This is a genomic window from Bordetella ansorpii, from assembly GCF_900078315.1.
Lineage (GTDB): Bacteria > Pseudomonadota > Gammaproteobacteria > Burkholderiales > Burkholderiaceae_B > Bordetella > Bordetella ansorpii.
Window position 1 is genome coordinate 245,398 of sequence record NZ_FKBS01000013.1, and the last position, 22,136, is coordinate 267,533.

Annotated in this window: 20 protein-coding genes; 13 read left to right on the plus strand and 7 right to left on the minus strand. The window is 67.9% G+C overall.

What is annotated here, in order from left to right; translation table 11 throughout:
• Positions 1-16: 16 nt before the first annotated feature.
• Positions 17-997, plus strand: coding sequence for a Bug family tripartite tricarboxylate transporter substrate binding protein (locus A7W11_RS07245; RefSeq protein WP_066410334.1), 981 nt, complete (start codon positions 17-19; stop codon positions 995-997).
• 62 nt (positions 998-1,059) lie between these two features.
• Positions 1,060-2,583, plus strand: coding sequence for an amidase (locus tag A7W11_RS07250; protein ID WP_066410335.1), 1,524 nt, complete (start codon positions 1,060-1,062; stop codon positions 2,581-2,583).
• A gap of 48 nt (positions 2,584-2,631) precedes the next feature.
• Here A7W11_RS07250 and A7W11_RS07255 read toward each other — a convergent pair whose 3' ends face one another.
• The gene (locus A7W11_RS07255) at positions 2,632-3,549 is read right to left on the minus strand and encodes a LysR family transcriptional regulator (protein ID WP_066410336.1); all 918 of its coding nucleotides are present in this window, start codon (positions 3,547-3,549) and stop codon (positions 2,632-2,634) included.
• Between the two features lie 138 nt (positions 3,550-3,687).
• Between A7W11_RS07255 and A7W11_RS07260 the strand changes: the two genes are divergently transcribed.
• The 5 genes from A7W11_RS07260 (at position 3,688) to cysM (ending at position 8,464) form a co-directional block, all read left to right on the plus strand.
• The gene (locus A7W11_RS07260; protein ID WP_412778707.1) at positions 3,688-5,004 is read left to right on the plus strand and encodes an MFS transporter; all 1,317 of its coding nucleotides are present in this window, start codon (positions 3,688-3,690) and stop codon (positions 5,002-5,004) included.
• Between the two features lie 7 nt (positions 5,005-5,011).
• Positions 5,012-6,523 (plus strand): M81 family metallopeptidase, encoded by a 1,512-nt coding sequence (locus tag A7W11_RS07265; RefSeq protein WP_066410337.1) that lies wholly within the window; start codon positions 5,012-5,014, stop codon positions 6,521-6,523.
• Between the two features lie 113 nt (positions 6,524-6,636).
• Positions 6,637-7,083 (plus strand): ComEA family DNA-binding protein, encoded by a 447-nt coding sequence (locus A7W11_RS07270; RefSeq protein ID WP_082887139.1) that lies wholly within the window; start codon positions 6,637-6,639, stop codon positions 7,081-7,083.
• 124 nt (positions 7,084-7,207) lie between these two features.
• Positions 7,208-7,372 (plus strand): hypothetical protein, encoded by a 165-nt coding sequence (locus tag A7W11_RS28260; protein ID WP_162270247.1) that lies wholly within the window; start codon positions 7,208-7,210, stop codon positions 7,370-7,372.
• Positions 7,373-7,543: 171 nt separating this feature from the next.
• Positions 7,544-8,464, plus strand: coding sequence for a cysteine synthase CysM (gene cysM / locus A7W11_RS07275; protein ID WP_066410417.1), 921 nt, complete (start codon positions 7,544-7,546; stop codon positions 8,462-8,464).
• A gap of 9 nt (positions 8,465-8,473) precedes the next feature.
• On the opposite strand, the gene mltB is transcribed toward cysM, so the two are convergent.
• Together mltB and A7W11_RS07285 are read right to left on the minus strand one after the other, a co-directional pair.
• On the minus strand, positions 8,474-9,622 hold the full coding sequence (mltB, locus tag A7W11_RS07280) for a lytic murein transglycosylase B (RefSeq protein WP_066410418.1): 1,149 nt from the start codon (positions 9,620-9,622) through the stop codon (positions 8,474-8,476).
• Between the two features lie 88 nt (positions 9,623-9,710).
• Entirely contained in the window at positions 9,711-10,148 is a 438-nt protein-coding gene (locus tag A7W11_RS07285; RefSeq protein ID WP_066410339.1) for a DUF4259 domain-containing protein, read from the minus strand.
• Between the two features lie 250 nt (positions 10,149-10,398).
• Here A7W11_RS07285 and A7W11_RS07290 point away from each other — a divergent pair, with 250 nt between their 5' ends.
• The 3 genes from A7W11_RS07290 to A7W11_RS07300 all read left to right on the plus strand — a co-directional run bounded on the left by A7W11_RS07290 (position 10,399) and on the right by A7W11_RS07300 (position 13,060).
• Entirely contained in the window at positions 10,399-11,313 is a 915-nt protein-coding gene (locus A7W11_RS07290; RefSeq protein ID WP_066410419.1) for a histone deacetylase family protein, read from the plus strand.
• A 65-nt stretch (positions 11,314-11,378) separates the two neighbouring features.
• Entirely contained in the window at positions 11,379-12,128 is a 750-nt protein-coding gene (locus A7W11_RS07295; RefSeq protein WP_066410340.1) for an electron transfer flavoprotein subunit beta/FixA family protein, read from the plus strand.
• Positions 12,129-12,130: 2 nt separating this feature from the next.
• On the plus strand, positions 12,131-13,060 hold the full coding sequence (locus A7W11_RS07300; protein ID WP_066410341.1) for an electron transfer flavoprotein subunit alpha/FixB family protein: 930 nt from the start codon (positions 12,131-12,133) through the stop codon (positions 13,058-13,060).
• 142 nt (positions 13,061-13,202) lie between these two features.
• On the opposite strand, the gene A7W11_RS07305 is transcribed toward A7W11_RS07300, so the two are convergent.
• From A7W11_RS07305 to A7W11_RS07320, 4 genes are all read right to left on the minus strand, one after another.
• Positions 13,203-13,691 (minus strand): hypothetical protein, encoded by a 489-nt coding sequence (locus A7W11_RS07305; protein ID WP_066410342.1) that lies wholly within the window; start codon positions 13,689-13,691, stop codon positions 13,203-13,205.
• 145 nt (positions 13,692-13,836) lie between these two features.
• Complete coding sequence (locus tag A7W11_RS07310; protein WP_066410343.1) at positions 13,837-16,233, minus strand: TonB-dependent siderophore receptor; 2,397 nt, start codon at positions 16,231-16,233, stop codon at positions 13,837-13,839.
• Between the two features lie 220 nt (positions 16,234-16,453).
• Positions 16,454-17,530, minus strand: coding sequence for a FecR family protein (locus A7W11_RS07315; RefSeq protein WP_066410344.1), 1,077 nt, complete (start codon positions 17,528-17,530; stop codon positions 16,454-16,456).
• Positions 17,527-18,069, minus strand: coding sequence for a sigma-70 family RNA polymerase sigma factor (locus A7W11_RS07320; RefSeq protein ID WP_066410420.1), 543 nt, complete (start codon positions 18,067-18,069; stop codon positions 17,527-17,529). The genes A7W11_RS07315 and A7W11_RS07320 overlap by 4 nt, the downstream gene beginning before the upstream one ends.
• A gap of 225 nt (positions 18,070-18,294) precedes the next feature.
• Here A7W11_RS07320 and A7W11_RS07325 point away from each other — a divergent pair, with 225 nt between their 5' ends.
• From A7W11_RS07325 to A7W11_RS07335, 3 genes are all read left to right on the plus strand, one after another.
• The gene (locus A7W11_RS07325) at positions 18,295-20,139 is read left to right on the plus strand and encodes an acyl-CoA dehydrogenase (RefSeq protein ID WP_066410345.1); all 1,845 of its coding nucleotides are present in this window, start codon (positions 18,295-18,297) and stop codon (positions 20,137-20,139) included.
• 95 nt (positions 20,140-20,234) lie between these two features.
• On the plus strand, positions 20,235-20,876 hold the full coding sequence (locus A7W11_RS07330) for a peroxiredoxin (RefSeq protein WP_066410346.1): 642 nt from the start codon (positions 20,235-20,237) through the stop codon (positions 20,874-20,876).
• Between the two features lie 212 nt (positions 20,877-21,088).
• The gene (locus A7W11_RS07335) at positions 21,089-22,120 is read left to right on the plus strand and encodes a sulfate ABC transporter substrate-binding protein (RefSeq protein WP_066410347.1); all 1,032 of its coding nucleotides are present in this window, start codon (positions 21,089-21,091) and stop codon (positions 22,118-22,120) included.
• Positions 22,121-22,136 lie beyond the last annotated feature (16 nt).

Here is a 22,136-nt window from a genome sequence, read left to right on the forward strand (position 1 = left end):
TTTCGCACTTCCTGCCATGAACCTTCGAACTCTCTTCGCCGCGGCTGGGTTGGCCGCGGCTTGTGTGGCCGCCGCTCCTGTCCTCGCGGCGGATGCCTATCCCGCCCGTCCCGTCACGCTGGTCGTGCCTTTCCCGCCTGGCGGGGCGACCGATGTCGTGGGCCGCGTGCTGGCCCAGGGGCTGAGCAAGCAACTGGGCCAGAGCGTGGTGGTCGAGAACCGCGCGGGCGCGGGCACCGTGATCGGCGCGTCCTATGTCGCGCGGTCCGCCCCGGACGGCTACACGCTGCTGGTCAGCTCCGGCACGACCTTCACCATCAACCCGGTCGTGCGCAGCGACCTGGCCTACGATCCCATCAAGAGCTTCCAGCCGCTGGGCATCGTGGCGCGCACCGGCCTGATCCTGATCGCCAATGCCCAGGTGCCGGTGACCGATGTGGCATCGTTCCTGAAGTACGTGAAGTCGCCGTCGCGCGAGTCCACGCCCTACGGCTCGTTCGGCAGCGGCAGCACCGCCAACTTCGTGGGCGAGGCCTTCTCGTCGGCAGCCGGCCTCAAGCTCACGCACGTGCCCTACAAGGGCAGCGCGCCGGCGATGACGGACCTGATCGGCGGGCAGATTCCGTTCTCGGTCGATACCGTGGCGGCCGCCTTGCCGATGATCAAGAACGGCAAGATCAAGCCCGTGGCGGTGTCCAGCCCGCAACGCTCCAGCTTCCTGCCCGATGTGCCGACCTTTGCCGAACAAGGCTATCCGCAGATCGCCATGGACACCTGGCTGATGGTGGCCGCGCCGCAAGGCATTCCGGCCGACGTGAAGACCCGTCTGGAAAAGGCCCTGGCCGCGGTGGTGGCGGATGCCGCGACGCGCGACAGCCTGCAGGCGCAGGGCTTCGAGGTCGGCTTCCAGGATGCCGCGGCCGGCTCGGCGCTTATTGCCAGGGAACTGCCGCAGATGCGTGAGATCGCGCAGCGCGCCAACATCAAGCTGGACTGATTCATCGTCCCGCGCCATGCGGCCTGTCGCGGCATGGCGCGATAACGGAAAGGAGACTCCGAATGTCGTCGAACTCATCCCTGGTCGGCCTGGATGCCATCGAACTGCGGCGCCTGATCGGCACGCGCCAGGTATCGCCCGTCGAACTGCTCGAGGCCTGCATCGAGCGCATCGCGGCGATCAATCCCTACATCAATGCCGTCACCGCCACGGCGTACGAGCGTGCGCGCGCCGAGGCGCGGGCGGCCGAACAGGCCGTCATGCGCGGCGATGCGCTGGGGCTGCTGCACGGCCTGCCGATGGGCGTGAAAGACCTGGAACCCACCGCCGGCCTGCTGACCACGTACGGTTCGGCGATCCATCGCGGCAATGTGCCCACGCAGGACGTGACGCTGGTCGCCCGTCTGCGGCAGGCCGGCGCCATCGTCACGGCCAAGACGAACGTGCCGGAGATGGGCGCGGGCGCGAATTCGCGCAATACGGTGTGGGGCGCCACGGGCAATCCGTTCAATCCCAACCTGAATGCGGGCGGGTCGTCCGGCGGGTCGGCCGCGGCATTGGCCAGCGACATGCTGCCCGTGTGCACCGGCTCGGATACCGGCGGCTCGCTGCGCATCCCGGCCGCGAAGTGCGGCGTGGTCGGATTCCGCCCGTCGCCGGGTGTGGTGCCCAGTGTGCGCAAGCTGCTGGGCTGGACGCCGATCTCGGTGGTGGGCCCCATGGGGCGCACGGTGGCCGACGCCTGCCTGCAGTTGGCCGCCAGCGCGGGGATGGATGCGGGCGATCCCCTGAGCTATCCGCTCGATCCGCTGTCTTTCCTGCAGCCCGGCCGTGCCGATCTCGGCCGGTTGCGCGTGGCCTATACCGAGGACTTCGGCGTGTGCGACGTGGACGAAGGCATCCGTGCCACCTTCCGTGCCAAGATCGATGCCATGCGCCATCTGTTCCGCACCTGCGATGCGGTGCCGTTCGACATGGCGGATGCCCACGGATGCTTCGACGTGCTGCGCGCGGAATCCTTCGTGGCGGGCATGCGCGATGCGTACGAGAAGGATCCCGCCAGCCTGGGGCCCAACACCCGCGCCAACTACGAGATGGGCGCGGCGATGAGCCTGAAGGACAGCGCCTGGGCGCAGGCCGCGCAGACCCGTCTGATCAAGCAGTTTCAGTCCGTGTATGCGGATTACGACCTGGTGCTGTCCCCCACGACGCCGGTATCGCCGTTCCCCTGGACGCAGCTGTATGCCGACACGGTCGGCGGGCTCAAGCAGGAGAACTACTACCGCTGGCTGGCCCTGACGTACGTCATCACGCTGACCACGCATCCGGCGATCTCGCTGCCCTGCGGACGCGACCACAAGGGTATGCCGTTCGGCCTTCAAGTGGTTGGCCGCTTCCGTGGCGACCATGATCTGCTGGCGGCGGCCCAGGCCATGGAGCAGGCGTTCGCGGCCTCGGAAGTGCTGGCGCGCCCGCGGCCCGACTTGTCCGGATTGACCCATGCCGAACCCGCGTTGACGTCCATCGTCACCACGCCGCCGATCCTGGATGGCGCGGGCGGCGGCCAGGCGGTGTCGGCCGTCTGATCGGCCTGGTCCGCCCGATGCGCGGGCGGCGCGCGGCGGCCGGGCAGGTCATTGCGGTTTGGCGAACAACGGCAGGCGCGATTCGATCCGCAGCAGCAGCTCCGCGGCGGCCGTGGACAGCGGCCGCCCCAGGCGGACCATCAGTTGCATTTCCGCCTGCCGCATCAGCGGATGGTCGATGGGTACGAGCACCAGATCGCCGTTGGCCAGCTCGGGGCCCCCGCCCAGGTTCGCCATCAGCACGACGCCAGCGCCACTCAGCGCATATTGGCGCAGCACGCCCAGCGAGTTGGTGGTCAACGCGGGAGACAGGTGGATCTTCTCGCTGAACTCCAGCATGTCCACGATACGCCGTAACCCGTAAGGGGCCGTCATCAGCGCCAGCGGATAGCGCAGCAGCTCTGCGGGCGCGATGCCCTTGCGGCGCCGCGCCAGCGGGTGCCCCGCCCGGACCAGTACGCCGACGGGAATATGGCGGCGCGCCCGGATGCGGACGTCGGGATGCGAGGGCGGATTGAAGGCCAGCCCGATGTGCGCGCGGTCGGTACGCACCATTTCGACGACTTCGTCGACCGACGCCGTATTGATGCCGATGCGGATGTTTGGAAACTCGAGGCAATAGGGGCCCAGCACGTGCGTCATGAGAGGCTCGATCATGCCTTCGCTCAGGCTGATGTCGACGTGTCCCCGGCGCATGCCGCGCAGCGCCTGCAGTCGATCCTGCAGGTGTTCGTGCTGTGCGCGATAACCGCGCAGAAACTCCTCCAGCATCTCGGCGGCCTCGGTGGGTACCAGGCCGCGCGCGCGGCGCTCGAACAAGGGCAGGCCGACCTCCTGTTCCAGCAACTGGATCTGGCGGCTGATCACCGAGGCCGACATGTCCAGTTTCTCGGCCGCGCCGCGCACCGATCCGCACACGATGACTTCGTGCATGTAGCGCAGCCTCGCTTGATTCAGTTCCTGCATGGAGCGCGTCCCGGTGCCTTGGTGGCGAGTGTTGCTTGAAAGCGAACGATAAGTTCAGATCGCGCCGTTGTCCACAACGCAGGGGTCTGCGAGCATTGCCTTGCCACAAGCAATTACTACGACACAAGGGAAACTCAGATGACACTCGGCATTTCGATGTCCGGGACGCAGGGCGCGCGCACTGCCGCCGACCTGTCCGGCCTGTACCGCAAGATCAGTTGGCGCCTGCTGCCATTGCTGCTGCTCTGTTATTCGTTCGCCTACCTGGACCGCGTCAACATCGGCTTCGCCAAGTTGCAGATGCAGGCCGACGTGGGGCTGTCCGATGCCGCCTATGGCCTGGGGGCCGGCATCTTCTTCCTGGGCTACGTCCTGTTCGAGATCCCGAGCAATCTGCTGCTGGTGCGCGTGGGCGCGCGCCGGACCATCTGCCGCATCATGGTGCTCTGGGGCCTGACTTCGGCCTGCATGCTGTTCGTGCGGGACGAATACAGCTTTTACGCGTTGCGCTTCCTGCTGGGTGTGTTCGAGGCGGGCTTCGCGCCCGGCATGATCTTCTATCTGACGTATTGGTACTCCAGCCGGCGCATGGCGGGTGTCATGGCGGTCGTGATGTGCGCCGGGCCGCTGGGCGGCATGCTCGGCGGGCCCCTGTCCGCGTGGATCATGACGCGTTTCAGCGGCGCGCACGGCCTGGACGGCTGGCAGTGGATGTTCCTGCTGGAAGGGCTGCCGTGCGTGCTGCTGGGCGTGGCGGCGTTCTTCGGCCTGGCCGACCGGCCCGAACAGGCGAACTGGCTGTCCGCCCGCGAACGGGCGTTGCTCGCGGACGATCTGCGCCAGCGGCAGGACACGCACAGCACGCATGCGTTTCGTGACGTGTTGCGCGACCCTGGCATCTACGCGCTGGCCATTCCGTATTTCTGCCTGATCAGCGGCATCTATGCCGTGAGCTTCTGGCTGCCCACCCTGCTGCAGGCGGCGGGCATACGCGACACCATGCAGATCGGGATCTGGTCGGCGGTGCCGTACGTCGCCGCCATCGCCGCGATGTTCCTGCTGTCGCGCCGCTCGGACCGCCTGCGCGAACGGCGCTGGCACGTGGCCGCGCCGGCCATCGTCGCCGGTGTGTCGCTGGCCGCGGCCCTGGCCACGCCGCAGTACTTCGTTCTGTCCATGGCGTTGCTGGTGCTGGCGACCGCACTGATGTGGGCGGCGTACACCGTGTTCTGGGCCGTGCCGTCGCAGCACCTGAAGGGGCCCGCCGCGGCGGGGGGCATCGCCTTGATCAACAGTATCGGCCTGCTGGGCGGCTTTGCCAGCCCGACGCTGATCGGCTGGGTGAAGACCGCGACGCAGTCGCTCAACGGCGGGCTTTACGTGATCTCGGGCCTGCTGATCGTGGGCGTGCTGCCCATTCTGTTCACCCGTCACGCCCGCGTACAACAAGGATGATGTTCCGATGAAGATTCTCGTGGCCGGTTTCCAGCACGAAACCAATACGTTCGCGCCCAGCCGGGCAGCCTATGCCAACTTCGTGCGTGGCGAAGGGTTCCCCGCGATGACGCGCGGCGCCGACATGCTGGCGTTCGCCGGCATCAACATCCCGGCGGGCGGCTTCATCCGGGCCGCGCAGGCGGCCGGGCACACCGTCGAGCCCGTCATCTGGGCAGCCGCCAGTCCCTGCGCGCACGTCGAGCAGGATGCCTTCGAGCGCATCTGCGGCGAGATTCTCGACGCGGCCCGCCGTCTCGCGTACGACGCCATCTATCTGGACTTGCACGGCGCGATGGTGACGGAAGCGCACGACGATGGCGAGGGCGAACTGCTGGCCCGGTTGCGCGCGTGCGTCGGGCCGGAGATGCCGATCGTGGCCAGTCTGGACCTGCACGCCAACGTTACGCCGCGAATGCTGGAGGAAGCCAGTGGACTGGTCGCGTATCGCACGTATCCGCATGTGGATATGGCCGGCGCGGGCGAACGCGCCCTTCACTTGCTGCAACAGGTGCGGGCTGCCGGTGGCCGCCTGCACTCGCGCTCTGTGCGCCTGCCGTTCCTGATTCCCATCAATGGCATGTGCACGATGGTCGAGCCCGCGCGATCCGTCTATACCCGGCTGGAGGCGCTGGAGAGACGGCCGGGCGTTGCCTGCATGTCCTTCACGCCAGGGTTTCCGGCCGCTGATTTTCCGGGATGCGGGCCGGTCGTGTGGGCGCATGGCGATGATCCCCGGGCGGTCGAGGCGGTGACGCAGGAGCTGGCCGCGCTGGTCAACCAGGCCGAACCGCATTGGATGGTGCCGTTCCTGGAGCCGGCCGAGGCGGTTCGCCAGGCGCAGGCGCTGGCGCGCGAGGCGGACCGGCCGGTGGTCATCGCCGATACGCAGGACAATCCCGGCGCGGGCGGAGACTCGAACACGACGGGCATGCTGCGGGCCTTGATAGAGGCCGATGCCCAGGATGCGGCGTTGGGCCTGCTCTGGGATCCCGACGCCGTGCAGGCGGCCGTCCGCGCGGGCGTGGGCCAGCGCCTGACCGTGCCGTTGGGTGGACGATCGGGGGTGCCGGGAGACGAACCGCTGACGGCCGAATTCGTCGTCGAGCACCTGGGGGACGGCAAATGCCGTTTCGACGGTCCGATGATGCACGGCGTGCAGGCCGACGTCGGGCCGGTCGCCTGCCTGCGCCATGGGGGAGTGCGCGTGGTGGTGAGCGCCGGCAAGTCGCAGATGCTGGACCGCAATCTCTTTCGCACGGGCAATGTCCAGCCGGAGCGCATGAAGATTCTGGTGGTGAAGAGTTCGGTGCATTTCCGCGCCGATTTCCAGCCCATGGCGCATGCGGTGCTGGTCGCCAAGGCGCCTGGCCCGATGCGTGCCGACAGCGCCGATCTGCCCTGGACGCGCCTGGCGCCCGGGATGCGTGTGCGGCCGATGGGCGAACCTTTCGCACCGCTCGATCGGGATGTCGCATAGGTAGAAACCGAAGGGGCATATTCATGCACTGCCCGTCCCCGGACAGGCGGGGAGGGGACATGATGCAGGCAGGGCGGATGCTTCCTTCCGCCCGCGTGCATCAGGAGAACCGCATGAATCCCTTTATCCAAGAACCCATCGCGCGACCCCATACCGAAACGTGCCGCTTCGTCGCGCGGATTCCCGCTGCCGGCCGGCCCACGCGCCGCCTGCTTGTCCGCACGGTGGGCCGGCTGGCCGTGGCGGGCTCGCTGGGCCTGGCGGCGTGGCCCGCCAGTGCGCTGGACGTGAATACCGCCAACGCCGAGCAGCTCGAAACGTTGCGCGGCGTGGGGCCGCGCATGGCCCGGACCATCGTGCAGGAACGCACGCGCGGCGGACGCTTCGAATCCCTGGAAGACCTGTCGGACCGCGTGCGCGGCATCGGCCCGAAGCGGGTGCAAGCCCTGCAGGCGGCGGGGCTTGCGGTGGGGCCGGACGTCGGCTCGGCCGCCCGGCCGTCGATGGCGTCGGCGCCGGGGAATGCGGGCGCGCAACGGCGGCCGGCGGCGGGCAAGTAGCACGGGCCGGCCCCGGCCGAATTGCGGGAGTTGGTCTTAATTTGCGCCTGCGCGCAGAAATTTGGCTCAGGACTGGCATAAAAACTGGTCCTGAGCCCGAGAGGGAGCCAGATTGGAAAAGACCTTGGACATCGCCAAACTTGAAGCGGACATCGCAAAGCTGATTGCCGAGAGCATGAAACTGCACGCGGAAACCTGCAAGATGAATCGAGAACGTGCGTGGTATCCGGTGGTGGTCGGGGCTGCGGTGGCAACGGCTTTCATCGCATTTGCAAAGCTGTTCGTCTGATGGCCGTCCGCAACGGCGGAGGCGGCCGAATCGTTGTCATCGCCGCTCGTTGGCCGGCGGGCGGCAACGGTACGCCGTGTATTTGCCGCGTGCTCGCCGTCCACCGCCGTGTCCCTGGCGCCAGCGCGGCCATTTCGCCCGATGTTGCGCCGCGGAGTTATCATGCCCCGCATGGATCCGATCACCTACCCCACCATCGAGCAAACCGTCGGCAATACGCCGCTGGTTCGTCTGCAACGCATTCCCGGCGATGCCGGGCAGCCTCGCGGCAACGTCATCCTGGCCAAGCTGGAGGGCAACAACCCGGCCGGTTCGGTGAAGGACCGCCCCGCGCTGTCGATGATCCTGCGCGCCGAGCAGCGCGGCGAGATCCGTCCGGGCGACACGCTGATCGAGGCCACCAGCGGCAACACCGGCATCGCGCTGGCCATGACGGCCGCCATGCGCGGCTACCGCATGATCCTCATCATGCCGGACAACCTGTCGGTCGAGCGCCGCGCCGCCATGACGGCCTATGGCGCGCAACTGATCCTGACGCCCGCCGACAAGGGCGGCATGGAGTACGCCCGCGACCTGGCCACCGAGATGCAGTCCGAAGGCAAGGGCAAGGTGCTGGACCAGTTCGCCAATCCCGACAATCCCCAGGCCCATATCGACGGCACCGGCCCCGAGCTGTGGACCCAGACGGGCGGACGGATCACCCATTTCGTCAGCGCCATGGGCACCACGGGCACCATCATGGGCGTGTCCGCCTACCTGAAGTCGCAGAACCCGGCCATCCAGGTGGTGGGTGCGCAGCCGGCCGAAGGCTCGCAGATCCCCGGCATCCGCAAGTGGCCCGAGGCCTATCTGCCCAAGATATTCGACCGCAGCCGGGTGGACGCCTACGAGTCCATCGAGCAGAGCGAGGCCGAGACCATGGCGCGCCGCCTGGCTGCCGAAGAGGGCATCTTCGGCGGCATTTCCTCGGCTGGCGCGCTGGTCGCCGCGCTGCGCGTGGCGCAGCGGGTCGAGAACGCCACCATCGTATTCATCGTCTGTGACCGCGGCGACCGCTACCTCTCCACCGGCGTGTTCGACGCGCCGGCCTGAGCGCAACCGTCAGTACCGCACCTGGCTGGCGATGGCGTCCGCCAGGTCGGACACCGCCGTGGCGTAGAAGTAGCTGCGGTTGTACTGCGTCAGCGCGAAGAAATTCGGCGTGCCCGTGCGGTATTGCACGGTGCCGCGCGCTTCCTCCACCAGATCGACCACGCCCAGCGGCATGGACTGCCAACTGGCCGGCGCCGCGCCCGGGCCGAGCCTGGCGCCAGCCGCCTGCAGCCTGGCCCAGTCCTGCGTGGGTTCGAGCCCGCCCGTGGCCAGCCCGGACGGGTCGGCGGGCAGCACCACCGGCGCGAACACCGGCGCGCCCCGCTGCCAGCCGTGCCTGGCCAGGAAGCTGCCCACCGACAGGATGGCGTCGGCGCGGCTGTTGGCCAGGTCGATGTGGCCGTCGCCATCGCCGTCCACGGCGTAGTTGCGGATGCTGCCCGGCATGAACTGCGGCATGCCGATGGCGCCGGCGAACGAGCCGCGCGTCTCCAGTTCGAGCTTGCCTTCCAGCACCAGCACGATGAAGTCGCCCAACTGGTCGCGGAACAGCTGGATGCGCTCGGGCTTGGCGGGCTGCGGGTAGTCGAAGGCCAGGGTGGTCAGCGCGTCCATCACCCGGAAATTGCCCATGTTGCGCCCGTACAGGGTTTCGACGCCGATGATGGCGGCGATGATGGGGGCGGGCACGCCGTACTGCTGCGCCGCGCGGTTCAGCAGGTCCTGGTTTTCCTGGTAGAACTCGACGCCCCAGCGGATGCGCTTGGGCTCGACGAAGCGGCCGCGATAGGTGTTCCAGCTGCGCCAGATCTTCTTGCCCGGCGGGGCGGGGGCGATCAGGCGGGCCACCGTGGCGTTGTAGGTGGAGCCGTTCAGGCTGGCCGTGACGCGCTCCAGCGGCAGGCCGTTGCGGGCGGCCAGCTCGCGGGCGTAGGCCTCGACTTCGGGGCGCAACTGGCCCGTGGGCGTGGCGACGGAAGAGGGCTCCGGCGGCGGCGCCGTGGGGCCGATGCGCATGGCGCCGTTGGCCTGCGGCGTGGCCGGCTGCACGGCGGGCAGGGGCGCGGCGGATGCCGACGGAGCGGGGGGCTTGGATGCCGCGCAACCCGCCAGGGCCGCCAGCATGCCGAACTGCAGTACTCGCCTACAAATGAACATGATCTTCCTGTTGAGGGGCGGCAGCGGCTGGATGCCGGACCTGCCGCCCGATGCGCCGTGCATGCGGCGCGTGGGAATGGTGCGCGATTCAGGCCGGTTCGTCGAGTCCCGCGCTGACGGCCGCACGCAACCGGGCAATGGATTCCAGCCAGGTCTCGTCGCCGCTTTCTTCCCAGAGATCGGCCAGCTCCGACGTGCCGGGCTCGATGATGGCGTCAAGGACCTGCACCGCCTTGGCCTGCAATGCCTTCACGGGCTGCCCCTTCAGCGCGACCAGCCAGGCGACGATGGCGTCGGGATACTCCTCGGCGGGCATGGTGCCTCTGCCCAGCGAGGCGGCGATCACCTCGGCGGCCGCCACCGCGAACTGGGCGTCGCCCGCATCGATGTCCCCATCGTCGTCCGGATCGGCCAGGACCGCGTCCAGGGTGTCTTCCAGATAGGCCAGATGACCCTCGCCGACGATACCGGTTACCCAGTCGTGCGCGGCATCGTTTCCAAACGGTTGATGTGACCAGGTACCCATGGCGGCTCCTTACGGGACGGGGGCGGTTCGGCAAAGCGGGCGTCGTCGGCGCGTCGGGTGGCTATACTGGGGCCGGGCGGACCGTGACGGAGCCGCCGAAGGCGCCGCGCATTCCTGCGCGTCCGGCACGGGCCAGGACGCCCCCGTGCCGCGGACCTTCACTGAACAACAAAGCAAGAGCACCCGGTTCCAGGCGGCACGACATGCGCGTGCGGCCTGCAAGGAAACCACTTACGTGACGTACGAGACACTGTATCTTACCCACCCCTCATGCCGCCTGCATGAGATGGGAAGCTGGCATCCGGAATGCCCCGAGCGGCTGGACGCGATCTCCGACCAGTTGCTGGCCAGCGGCGTGATGCCCTACCTGAATGAGCGCCAGGCGCCCGAGGCCGCGCGCGCCGACGTGCTGCGCGTGCACCCCGAGTCCTACCTCGAGATGCTGCGCGAGAAGCTGCCCACCGAGGGCTACACGCCCATCGATCCCGACACGCTGATGAACCCGCACACGCTGGAGGCCGCGCTGCACGCCGCGGGCGCCGCGGTGGCCGCGGTCGACGCGGTGCTGGCGGGCGAGGCGTCCACGGCCTTCTGCGCGGTGCGCCCGCCCGGCCATCATGCGTGCCCCTCGCAGGCCATGGGCTTCTGCTTCCTGAACAACGTGGCCATCGCCGCGGCGCACGCCATGGCCGTGCACGGCATCCAGCGGCTGGCCATCGTCGATTTCGACGTGCATCACGGCAACGGCACCGAAGCCGTCTTCGCCGGCGACGAGCGCGTGCTGATGTGCAGCTTCTTCCAGCATCCGTTCTTCCCGAACAGCGGTACGGCCGATCCCGCTTCCAACATGCTGAACGTGCCGCTGGCCGCCTACAGCACGGGCACCGCGGTGCGCAACGTCGTCACCGACCAGTGGCTGCCGCGCCTGGCGGCGCACAGGCCCGAACTGATCCTGATCTCGGCCGGCTTCGACGCCCACCGCGAGGACGACATGGCGCAGATGGGCCTGGTCGAGGCGGATTACACCTGGGTCACCGAACGCCTGGTGGAAGTGGCGGACCGCCATGCGCAAGGGCGCATCGTCAGCACGCTGGAGGGCGGCTACAACCTGTCTGCCCTTGGCCGCAGTGTGGTTGCCCATATACGCGCGTTGGCAAAGTTGTAGAATCAATTAATTGTGCACTGCAAGCTTGGCTCCGCCGGGCAATTACATATCTTGGAGGCTGTTGGATGAAGGTGCTTGTTCCTGTCAAGCGCGTCGTTGACTACAACGTCAAGGTGCGTGTGAAGTCGGACCAAACGGGCGTGGACATCGCCAACGTGAAGATGTCGATGAACCCGTTCGACGAAATCGCCGTTGAAGAAGCCACGCGCCTGAAGGAGAAAGGCGCTGCCGCGGAAGTGATCGCCGTGTCGTGCGGCGTGGCGCAGGCGCAGGAAACCCTGCGCACCGCGATGGCCATCGGCGCCGATCGCGGCATCCTGGTGCAGACCGACGTCGAACTCCAGCCGCTGGCCGTGGCCAAGCTGCTGAAGGCGGTGGTCGACAAGGAACAGCCTCAACTGGTCATCCTGGGCAAGCAGGCCATCGATGACGACGCCAACCAGACCGGCCAGATGCTGGCCGCGCTGCTGGACTGGCCGCAGGCCACGTTCGCCAGCAAGGTCGAACTGGCCGATGGCAAGGTCACCGTCACCCGTGAAGTCGACGGCGGCCTGGAGACCATCGCCCTGACGCTGCCCGCCATCGTCACCACCGACCTGCGCCTGAACGAGCCGCGTTACGTCACGCTGCCCAACATCATGAAGGCCAAGAAGAAGCCGCTGGACACCGTCACGGCCCAGGACCTGGGCGTCGACCCGGCTCCGCGCCTGAAGACGCTGAAGGTCTCCGAGCCTCCTGGCCGCAAGGCCGGCATCAAGGTGGCCGACGTGGCCGCGCTGGTGGACAAGCTCAAGAACGAAGCGAAGGTGGTGTGAACATGACGACCCTGGTAATTGCCGAACACGATAACGCCCAGCTCAAGGCGGCCACGCTGAACACCGTGGCCGCCGCCGCCAAGATCGGCGGCGACGTGCACGTGCTGGTGGCTGGCGCCAATGCAAAGGCGGTGGCCGACGCCGCCGCCAAGATCGCTGGCGTGTCCAAGGTGCTGCTGGCCGATGGCGCGCAACTGGCCGATGGCCTGGCCGAGAACGTCGCCGCGCAAGTGCTGGCCGTGGCCAGCTCGTACAGCCACCTCCTGTTCCCGGCCACCGCCGCGGGCAAGAACGTGGCGCCGCGCGTGGCCGCCAAGCTCGATGTGGCGCAGATCTCCGACATCATCTCGGTCGAGTCCGCCGACACCTTCCAGCGCCCGATCTACGCCGGTAACGCCATTGCCACCGTGCAGTCGGCCGACTCGGTCAAGGTCATCACCGTGCGCACCACCGCGTTCGACGCCGTGGCCGCCGAAGGCGGTTCCGCCGCCGTCGAGGCCGTGGATGCCGTCGCCGATTCCGGCAAGTCCTCGTTCGTGGGCCGCGAAGTCGCCAAGAGCGACCGCCCCGAGCTGGCTGGCGCACGCGTCGTCGTGTCCGGCGGCCGTGGCCTGGGCAGCGCCGAGAACTTCAAGATCCTCGATCCGCTGGCCGACAAGCTGGGCGCCGCCCTGGGCGCCTCGCGCGCCGCCGTCGACGCGGGCTATGCCCCCAACGACTGGCAGGTCGGCCAGACCGGCAAGATCGTCGCGCCGCAGCTGTACGTGGCCGTCGGCATCTCCGGCGCCATCCAGCATCTGGCCGGCATGAAAGACTCCAAGGTCATCGTGGCCGTCAACAAGGACCCGGAAGCGCCGATCTTCGGCGTGGCCGACTACGGTCTGGTGGGCGACCTCTTCACCGTGGTGCCCGAGCTGACTTCGGCGCTGTAAGCCGCCTGCGCAGTCCGGCCATCGCGGCCGGCCCGCCTTTGTCATGCGAAACGCCCGTCCTGGCAACAGGACGGGCGTTTCCTTTCTGGCATTGGTTTCAAGCGGCAGCGTCTTGGTGGGCGTCGGCGAGCCGCGCCGCCGCTCAACCGCCGCTCAGGAACAGCTTGTCGCAGTAATCGCCCAGCAGGTCATAGGACACGATGGTCTTGTTGGCATCCGTGGTGAACAACATGCGGCAGACTTCGCCTTCCTGGGCGTAATAACCGGTCGGCGCCGTATTTTGCTGATAGATCGGAATGGCAGCCTGGCCGCCGCCGGCCGGCAGCACCGTGACCAGCGTGCTTCCCGTCGACGCCGTGCCTGTCTGCACGAAGCGCTGGTGCTGGGTGGAGCCGTAGCGGCTCCAGGTGTGCATATAGCGGGGATTCTGCGGGGTGCCGATGTTGGGGTAGGTGGCCGACCCCCCCTGGTGATCCTCGGGACCGAACTGCCGGGTGACCTCGGCGAGGTTCTGGCCGACCATGCTGCTGGCATAGCGGTCCATCTTGTTGGCGGGCGGGTGGTAGACGCAACCGCTCAGCAGGACGAAACCCAGGGCGGTGGAACAAGCGGGCAGGGTACGGCGAATCATGGCGCTTTTTCGTGAAGTCTCCGGAAGCGCGAATTCTATTTGCTGACCTGTCGAGACAGGAAATCGTCAGCGTAAGAGAATTTAACCGTGCGGGCTGGGCAACGTCCCGGAACGTACGCCCAGCCTCCCCGTGACCCCGGCCGCGTTACCAGCGGTACTTCACGCTGGCGATGACGGTGCGGCGCGAACCCAGGTAGCAGTAGCCCGCGTCGCAGGTCGTGTACTCGTGGTCGAACAGGTTGCGGGCGTTGACCTGCGTGCTCCAGCCCTTGAACTGCGAGCCCAGGTGCTCCAGGTCGTAGCTGATCTTGGCGTCGACCAATGTGTGCGGGTCGTTGCCGAAGGTGTTGGTGGCATCGCCCCAGCTGCTGCCGGTATAGCGCACGCCCAGGCCCAGGCCCAGGCCGGCCAGCGCCGTGTCGTGCTGGAACGCGTAGTCGCCCCATACCGAGAAGGTGTGGCGCGGCGTGCCCGACAGCGTGCGGCCCACGGTGCCCTCGTCACCGGATCGCGTCACGGCCGCCAGGTACGTATAGGCGCCGCGCAGCTTCAGGCCGCGCAGCAGTTCGTACGCGCCTTCCAGTTCGATGCCGCGCGAGCGGACCTTGCCCGTCTGCACCTGGAACAGCGGATCTTCCGGATCGGTGACCAGGCCGTTCTCCTGCGTCAACTGGAACAGCGAGGCGGCCACGTAGCCGTTCTGGCCGGCCGGCGAATACTTCACCCCCACTTCGATCTGCTTGGACGTGGTCGGCGTGAAGGCGCTGCCGTCCAGGCCCGCGCCCAGGTTGGGCGAGAACGAGGTGGCGTAGCTGGCGTACGGGGCCAGGCCGTTGTCGAACACGTAGGTCAGGCCCGCGCGGCCGGTGAACTTGCGGTCCTGCGCCTTTTCGGTGGAGGCGGCCAGCAGGTCGTCGGTCTGGGTGGTGACCCAGTCGTGGCGGCCGGTCAGCGTGGCGATCCAGCGGTCGAACTTGGCCTGCTCCTGCAGGTACACGCCGGTCTGGCGCTGCAGGCGGTTGTAGCGCGAGTACGTCGAGGCGGGGTCGCTGGTGGAGCCCAGCGGCTCCAGCGTGTCCGCATCCACGGGCGAGGCTTCGCCGAAGCCGATGCCGCCGTCCAGCTTCAACTGCGAATAGTCGACGCCCGCCAGCAGTTTGTGGCGCATGCCCGCCGCGGCGAAATCGGCCTGTAGCTGGTTGTCCACCACGAAGGAACGCAGCCGGTCGTGCACGTAGCCCGTGGAGCGGCTGATGGTCTGGGTGTCCTCGTCGGTTTCGCCCAGGTCGTTGTAGCGCACGTGCGTGTTGGCGGCGCCATAACGCAGGTTCTGCCGCACGGTGAACGTGTCGTTCAATTGGCGTTCGGCCTCGTAGCCGATGCGGTATTGCTCCTGGGTCTGGCCGTTGTAGTCGCCGATGCTGCCCAGGGCGTTCTGCTTCGAACCGGTCCACGCGTAGGCGGGCAGCGACGCGGGCGTCTTGGATCTCTGGTATTCGGCCAGCAGCGTGACGTGGGTGCGCGCGTCGGGCCGCCAGGTCAGGGCGGGGGCGATGGAGGTCATGCGGTCGGTGCCGCCGCCCAGCACGTTGGGCGAGCCGGCGTCGCGCACCACCCCGGTCAGGCGGTACAGCCACTGGCCGCTTTCGTCGGCGCGGCCGCCGATGTCGAACTGGCCCTGCTTGCGCTGGTAGTTGCCGGTCTGCAGCTCGACTTCGCCGAAGGGTTCGTCCACCGGGCGCTTCGAGGTGACGTTGACCACGCCACCGGGCGAACCCAGGCCGTACAGCGCCGAGCTGGGGCCGCGCAGCACCGTGACGTCTTCCACGCCATAGGGTTCGATCTTGAACACCGACATGCTGGCGCCGGGCAGGCGCAGGCCGTCGCGGTAGATGCCGTTGTAGGTGACGTCGAAGCCGCGCAGGCTGAAGGCGTCGAAGCGCGGGTCGAAGCCGCTTTGCTCGGTGCGCACGCCGGGGGTGTAGGCGATGGCCTCGGTCAGGGATTGCACCTTGCGGTCCGTCAGCTCCTGGCGTGTGGTGACGGTGACCGACTGCGGCGTCTCGAGCAGCGCGGTGTCGGTCTTGGTGCCGGTGCTGCTGCGCTGGGCCACATAGCCGTCGGCCTGTGCCGTGTCCGCGCTGCCCAGCGTCGTGACGGTCGCCAGGGTCGGCACGGCCTGCTGGCTGGCGGCCGGCGCGGGCCGCAGCACGTAGCCCGAGCCGGTGCGGGCGGCGGCATAACCCGTGCCGCGCAGCAGACGGTCGAAGCCTTCCTGCACCGCGTAGCTGCCCTTCAGGCCGGTGGTGTTCAGGCCGCGCAATCGGCTGGCGTCCATGACGATGGACACGCCGGACTGTTGCGCATAGCGGTTCAGGGCCGGCGCCAGGGGGCCTGCCGGGATGTCGTACTGCACGGCGAGGGCCTGGGCCTGGGCGCTGGTGACGGCGGCGGGGCTCAGGGCGAGCGCGGCGGTGGCGAAGGCGGCGCGCAATGCCAGGACGGTCGGCGAGAGGCGGCGGTGGGACGGCAGGGAGGGCATGGAGCGTTTCCTCGTGAGTGTGGGTTTCCCACGCCTTGACGAACGAGAAACGAAAAGTGGAACCGGAGGACGCAAGAAAATTGTTTCAGGCCGGCCAGCCACCAGGGGTTTGCAGCGCCATTGGCGGATGGCCGGCAGGCGGGTGGCGCCGTGCGGGGCGAGGTGGTGGCGCGAGTGCTTCGTGCCACGGGCTTGCCGTGGGACCGCCTGGCCGCATGGGTCAGCGCCCTTGTGCCGCGGGCACGTCCACCACCACCAGATACGGGGTGTAGGTCCGCACGCGCAGCGCCGGGAAGCTGGCCTGCAGCAGGGCCAGCGCGCGGGCGTTGTCATCGCGCGGCAGTACGGCGCTGATGCGGATGTGCGCGATCTGCTGCCGGTCGTAGCGGATGAAGGCGCGGCTGTGCCGTGACAGTTCGTCCAGCACCCGGTCCAGGGGCTGGTCGTCGACCACCAGTTGGTGTTTGTTCCAGGCCTGTTCCAGGCCGCCGGCGTCCACGGACCGCACCGGGCCGACGGAAGTGGCGGTGATGCGGACCTGCTGGCCGGCGTCGACCCGCACGCTGCCCTCGAGGGCGTTCCCCCGGACGGCGTCCCGCTGGGCGGCATCCCGCTGGGCGGCGCTTTGCACCGCCGTGCTGGACTCGATCATGCTCAGGCGCGTGGCGCCGGCCTCTCGCTCGACCACGAAACGGGTGCCCAGCGCACGGATGCGGCCATGCGTGGTGTCGACGTAGAAGGGCCGCTGGGCGTCCTTGGCCACTTCCACCAGGACGTCGCCGCGCAGCAGCTCGATCTCGCGTTGCTGGCCGCCGTAATGCAGGTTGATGGCGCTGTTGCCGTTCAGGGTGATGCGGCTGCCGTCGGGCAGGGTGTGCGTCTGCCATTGGCCGCCGGACGTGCGGATGTCGGCCGTCAGGCAGGCGAAGGGCGCGGAGCCCAGCACGGTCCATCCGAGCGTGCCCAGCGCCAGCGCCACGGCCAGGGCCGTGCCCAGCCGCCGGGTGCGCCGACGGCGCTGGCCGGTGTGCGTCAGCGCCGCGTCCAGCGCGGCGCGGGCGGGACGGGCATTGCCCGAGGCGGCGCCGCGCAGGTCCATCATCCGGCCGACCAGGGCTTCCATGTCGGCGGCCGCGGCGGCATGGCGGGGGTCGGACCGTTTCCAGTCCTCGAACTCGCGGCGTGCGCGTTCGCGCTCGGCCGCATCGTCGTCGGTCAGCAGCACGATCCAGTGCGCGGCCTGCTCGGCCAGCCGGTCGGCGGGCGCCAGCGCGCGGGGGGCCAGCGCGGCCGTCATGCGGCGTGCTCGCCCAGCGCCGGGCACAGGGCGCGGCATTGCAGCAGCACTTGCACCAGGTACTTCTGCACCATGCGTTTGGACACGCCCAGGCCGGCGGCGATGTCCGCGTGTGTCTGGCCGTCCAGGTAGTGCCGCAGGAAGGCCTCGCGCATGCGGGGGGCCACCGTATCCAGCGCCGCGCCGATCTGCTCCAGCGCCTGCACGGCCATCAGGATCTCGTCCGGCGAGGGATGGCAGGGCAGGGTCTCGGCCACCAGGGCCAGTTCCGCCAGATAGGCCTGCTCGATGGCGTGGCGGCGGGCGCGGTCGACCAGCAGCCACTTGGCGGTGGAGGTGAGATAGGCGCGTGGTTCGCGGATGCCCAGCAGCGCGTCGCGCGAGGCCATGATGCGTACGAAGGTGTCCTGCGCCAGGTCGGCGGCATGATGCGCGTCGCCCAGCTTGTGGCGCAGCCAGCGCTGCAGCCAGCCGTGATGGTCGGCATACAGCGTTTCGACCTGCTGGGGATAGGAAAGCGGGTTGGAGGCCACGGAGATCTTTCTGGTGTCCGCGGCGTACATGCCCGGGCAGTGATGAGGATGGGAACTATTTTCATTCTAGAGGATGCCGATCCCGGCTGGCAAGACGCCGCCGCCGGGCCGCGATTACTGTGGAATTTGCGGGTAGCATTGGATCTGGAGTCATCCCTGAATAATGGCGCGGCGGGCGGGTTCGCCGGGCGGCATCGGCCGCCGTACGAACCTCCGACGGCGCAACCGCAAATGGAGACGAGCGTGACCCCGTTTAATCCCCCTGTGCGTGACATCCGTTTCGTACTGAATGAGCTGGCCGGGCTGGCCGAAGTGTTGAAGCTGCCCGGTTTCGAGGAATTCGGCGCGGACCTGGTCGACGCCGTCCTGGAAGAAAACGCCCGTTTCGTCGCCGAGGTCGTGGCGCCTCTGAACGACAAGGGCGATCGCCAGCCGCCGGTCTGCACCGACGGCGCCGTCACCACCACCCCGGGCTATGCACAGGCGTTCCGCCAGTACGCCGAGGGAGGCTGGCAAGGGCTGCTGCATCCCCAGGCGTGGGGCGGCCAGGGCCTGCCGCACCTGGTGGCCGCGCCGGCCAGCGAGAATCTGCAGGCCGCCAGCCTGGCGTTCTCGCTGTGTCCGCTGCTGACCGACGGCGTGATCGAGGCGCTGCTGACCGTGGGCACCGACGCGCAGCGTCGCCAGTACGTGCCCAACCTGATCGGCGGCAAGTGGACCGGCACGATGAACCTGACCGAACCCCAGGCGGGCTCGGACCTGGCGCTGGTCTCCTCGCGCGCCGTGCCCCAGGGCGACGGCAGCTTCCGCATCAGCGGCCAGAAGATCTTCATCACGTACGGCGAGCACGATCTGGCCGAGAACATCATCCACCTGGTGCTGGCGCGCACGCCGGATGCGCCGGCCGGGGTCAAGGGCATTTCGCTTTTCATCGTGCCCAAGTTCCTGGTCAACGACGACGGCTCGCTGGGCAAGCGCAACGACGTCTGGTGCGCCACGCTCGAGCACAAGCTGGGCATCCACGGCAGCCCCACGGCGGTGCTGCTGTACGGCTCGGGCAAGGGCGAGGTGGGCGAAGGCGCCATCGGCTACCTGGTCGGCGAGCAGAATCGCGGCCTGGAATACATGTTCATCATGATGAATGCGGCCCGCTATGCGGTGGGGCAGCAGGGCATCGCGGTGTCGGAACGCGCCACGCAGCAGGCGCTGGCCTATGCGCGCGAACGGGTGCAGGGCCGCGCGGTGGAAGGTTCGCCGGGCCCGGTGACGATCGCGCATCACCCGGACGTGCAGCGCATGCTGCTGACGATGCGCGCGCTGACGGAGGCCGCGCGCGCGGTGTCGTACGTGGCCGCGGCGGCGCACGACAAGGGTACGCACCATCCCGACGCCGAAGTGCGCAGCCGTAACCGCGCGTTCTACGAATACCTGGTGCCCATCGTGAAGGGCTTTTCCACCGAGTCGTCGGTCGAGGTCGCGTCGCTGGGCATCCAGGTGCACGGCGGCATGGGCTTCATCGAAGAGACCGGCGCGGCGCAGCATTACCGCGACGCGCGCATCCTGCCGATCTACGAAGGCACCACGGCCATCCAGGCCAACGACCTGGTGGGCCGCAAGACGCTGCGCGACGGCGGCGCCACGGCGCACGCCATCATCGCGGCGATGCGCGACACGCTGAAGGCCGTCGAGGCCGAGGTGGGCCGCGCCGACGAGGCCGACCGCGCGGGCCTGCGCCTCTTGCGCGACAACCTGGACCAGGCCATCCAGGCCTACCAGGATGCCGTGGCCTTCGTGCTGGAACATGCCGCCTCGAACGTGCGCGCGGTGTTCTCGGGCAGCGTGCCCTACCTGATGCTGGCGGGCGTGGTGCACGGCGGCTGGCAGATGGCGCGCGCCGCGCTGGCGTGCCGGCGCAAGCTGGCGGGGCAGGCCGACGCCGACCCGTTCTACCGTCACAAGCTTGCCACCGCATTGTTCTACGGTGCGCATATCCTGCCGCGCGCATTCGCGCTGTCGTCGGCGGTGCGCAGCGGCGAAGTGGCCGAACGGTGCGGGTTGCTGGCCGATATTGCATAAGGTTATATGCGTTGCCTATTTCCCCGGGCCTTGGTTTGATGAAAGAATTTCCCTGACCGTATTCGCATTCCCCAACCCGATCGCAGGAGACCAACATGGCGCAACTCCGCCTGGGCGACACCGCCCCTGATTTCGAACAGCAATCCTCCACCGGCACCATCCGCTTCTACGACTACCTGGGCAGCAGCTGGGGCGTGCTGTTCTCGCACCCGGCCGACTTCACGCCGGTGTGCACCACCGAGCTGGGCTACACCGCGAAGCTGGCCGATGAATTCGCCAAACGCAACGTGAAGGTGCTGGCCCTGTCGGTGGACGGCGCCGAATCGCACAAGCAATGGATCGGCGACATCAACGACACGCAGTCGGCCACGGTCAACTTTCCCATCCTGGCCGACGAAGACCGCAAGGTGTCCGAGCTGTACGACATGATCCACCCGAACGCCAGCGCCACCGCCACGGTGCGTTCGGTGTTCATCATCGATCCGGCCCGGAAGGTGCGCCTGATCATCACGTACCCCGCCAGCACGGGCCGCAACTTCAACGAGATCCTGCGCGTGATCGACTCGCTGCAGCTCACCGACAGCCACAGCGTGGCCACGCCAGTGAACTGGGAAGACGGCGATGACGTCATCATCGTTCCTTCGCTGAAGGACGAAGCGGTCATCAAGGAGAAGTTCCCCAAGGGTTACAAGGCCGTGCGCCCGTACCTGCGCATCACGCCGCAGCCGAACAAGTAAACCGGGTCGTTTTCGGTTTTTGACAATGCCGGCCGCGTGCCGGCATTGTCGTTATTATCTTTTTGCATATCTGCCTTTGCGTCCCTGGATAATCGGGCCTGCGGCATATTTCAAATGGCGATGAACAACGAATAAATCATTCGTTCCGTTCACAAGCCTGTCCGGTCAGACTTCACTCCAGTCATTCACAACTCGAAAAGACGGACGGAAGTATGCGACTGAACAAGCTTGGACTTTTTACCGCGGCGCTGTCCCTGGCCGCCGTCTCGCTGGCCGGCGCGCCGGTGGCGCAGGCGCAGCAGAAAACGCAGGCCCTGCTGAACGTCTCGTACGACCCGACGCGCGAACTCTATCGCGCCGTCGACGATGCCTTCATCAAGCAATACAAGGAAAAGGCGGGCGTCGCGCTCACCATCCGCCAGTCGCATGGCGGTTCGGGCAGCCAGGCGCGGTCGGTCATCGACGGCCTGGAAGCCGACGTGGTCACGCTGGCGCTGGCCTACGACATCGACGCCGTTTCGGCCAAGGGCCTGCTGCCCGCCGATTGGCAGAAGCGCCTGCCCAACAACAGCTCGCCGTATACCTCGACCATCGTGTTCCTGGTGCGCAAGGGCAACCCCAAGCAGATCCACGACTGGGGCGATCTGCTGAAGGAGGGTGTGCAGGTCATCACCCCGAACCCGAAGACCTCGGGCGGCGCGCGCTGGAACTACCTGGCCGCCTGGGCCTACGCGCTGGACAAGAACGGCGGCAGCGAAGAGAAGGCCAAGGAATTCGTCGGCGCCCTGCTCAAGCATGTGCCGGTGCTCGATAGCGGCGCGCGCGGCGCCACCACCACCTTTGTCGAACGCGGCGTGGGCGACGTGCTGCTGGCCTGGGAGAACGAGGCCTTCCTGGCGCGAGAAGAACTCGGGCCGGACAAGTTCGACATCGTCGCGCCGCCGCTGTCGATCCTGGCCGAGCCGCCCGTCGCCGTCGTGGACAAGATCGTCGACAAAAAGGGCACCCGCGACGCCGCGCAGGCCTACCTGAACTTCCTGTACACCCCCGAGGCGCAGGAGATCATCGCCCGCAACTTCTACCGTCCCACCGACAAGACCGTGGCGGCCAAGTACGCCGACCGCTTTCCCAAACTGAAGCTGGTCACTATCGACGATCCCATCTTCGGGGGCTGGCAGGCCGCGCAGAAGAAGCACTTCAGCGACGGCGGCACCTTCGACCAGGTCTACCAGCCGCAGCGCTGATCGCGGGGAACAGGAT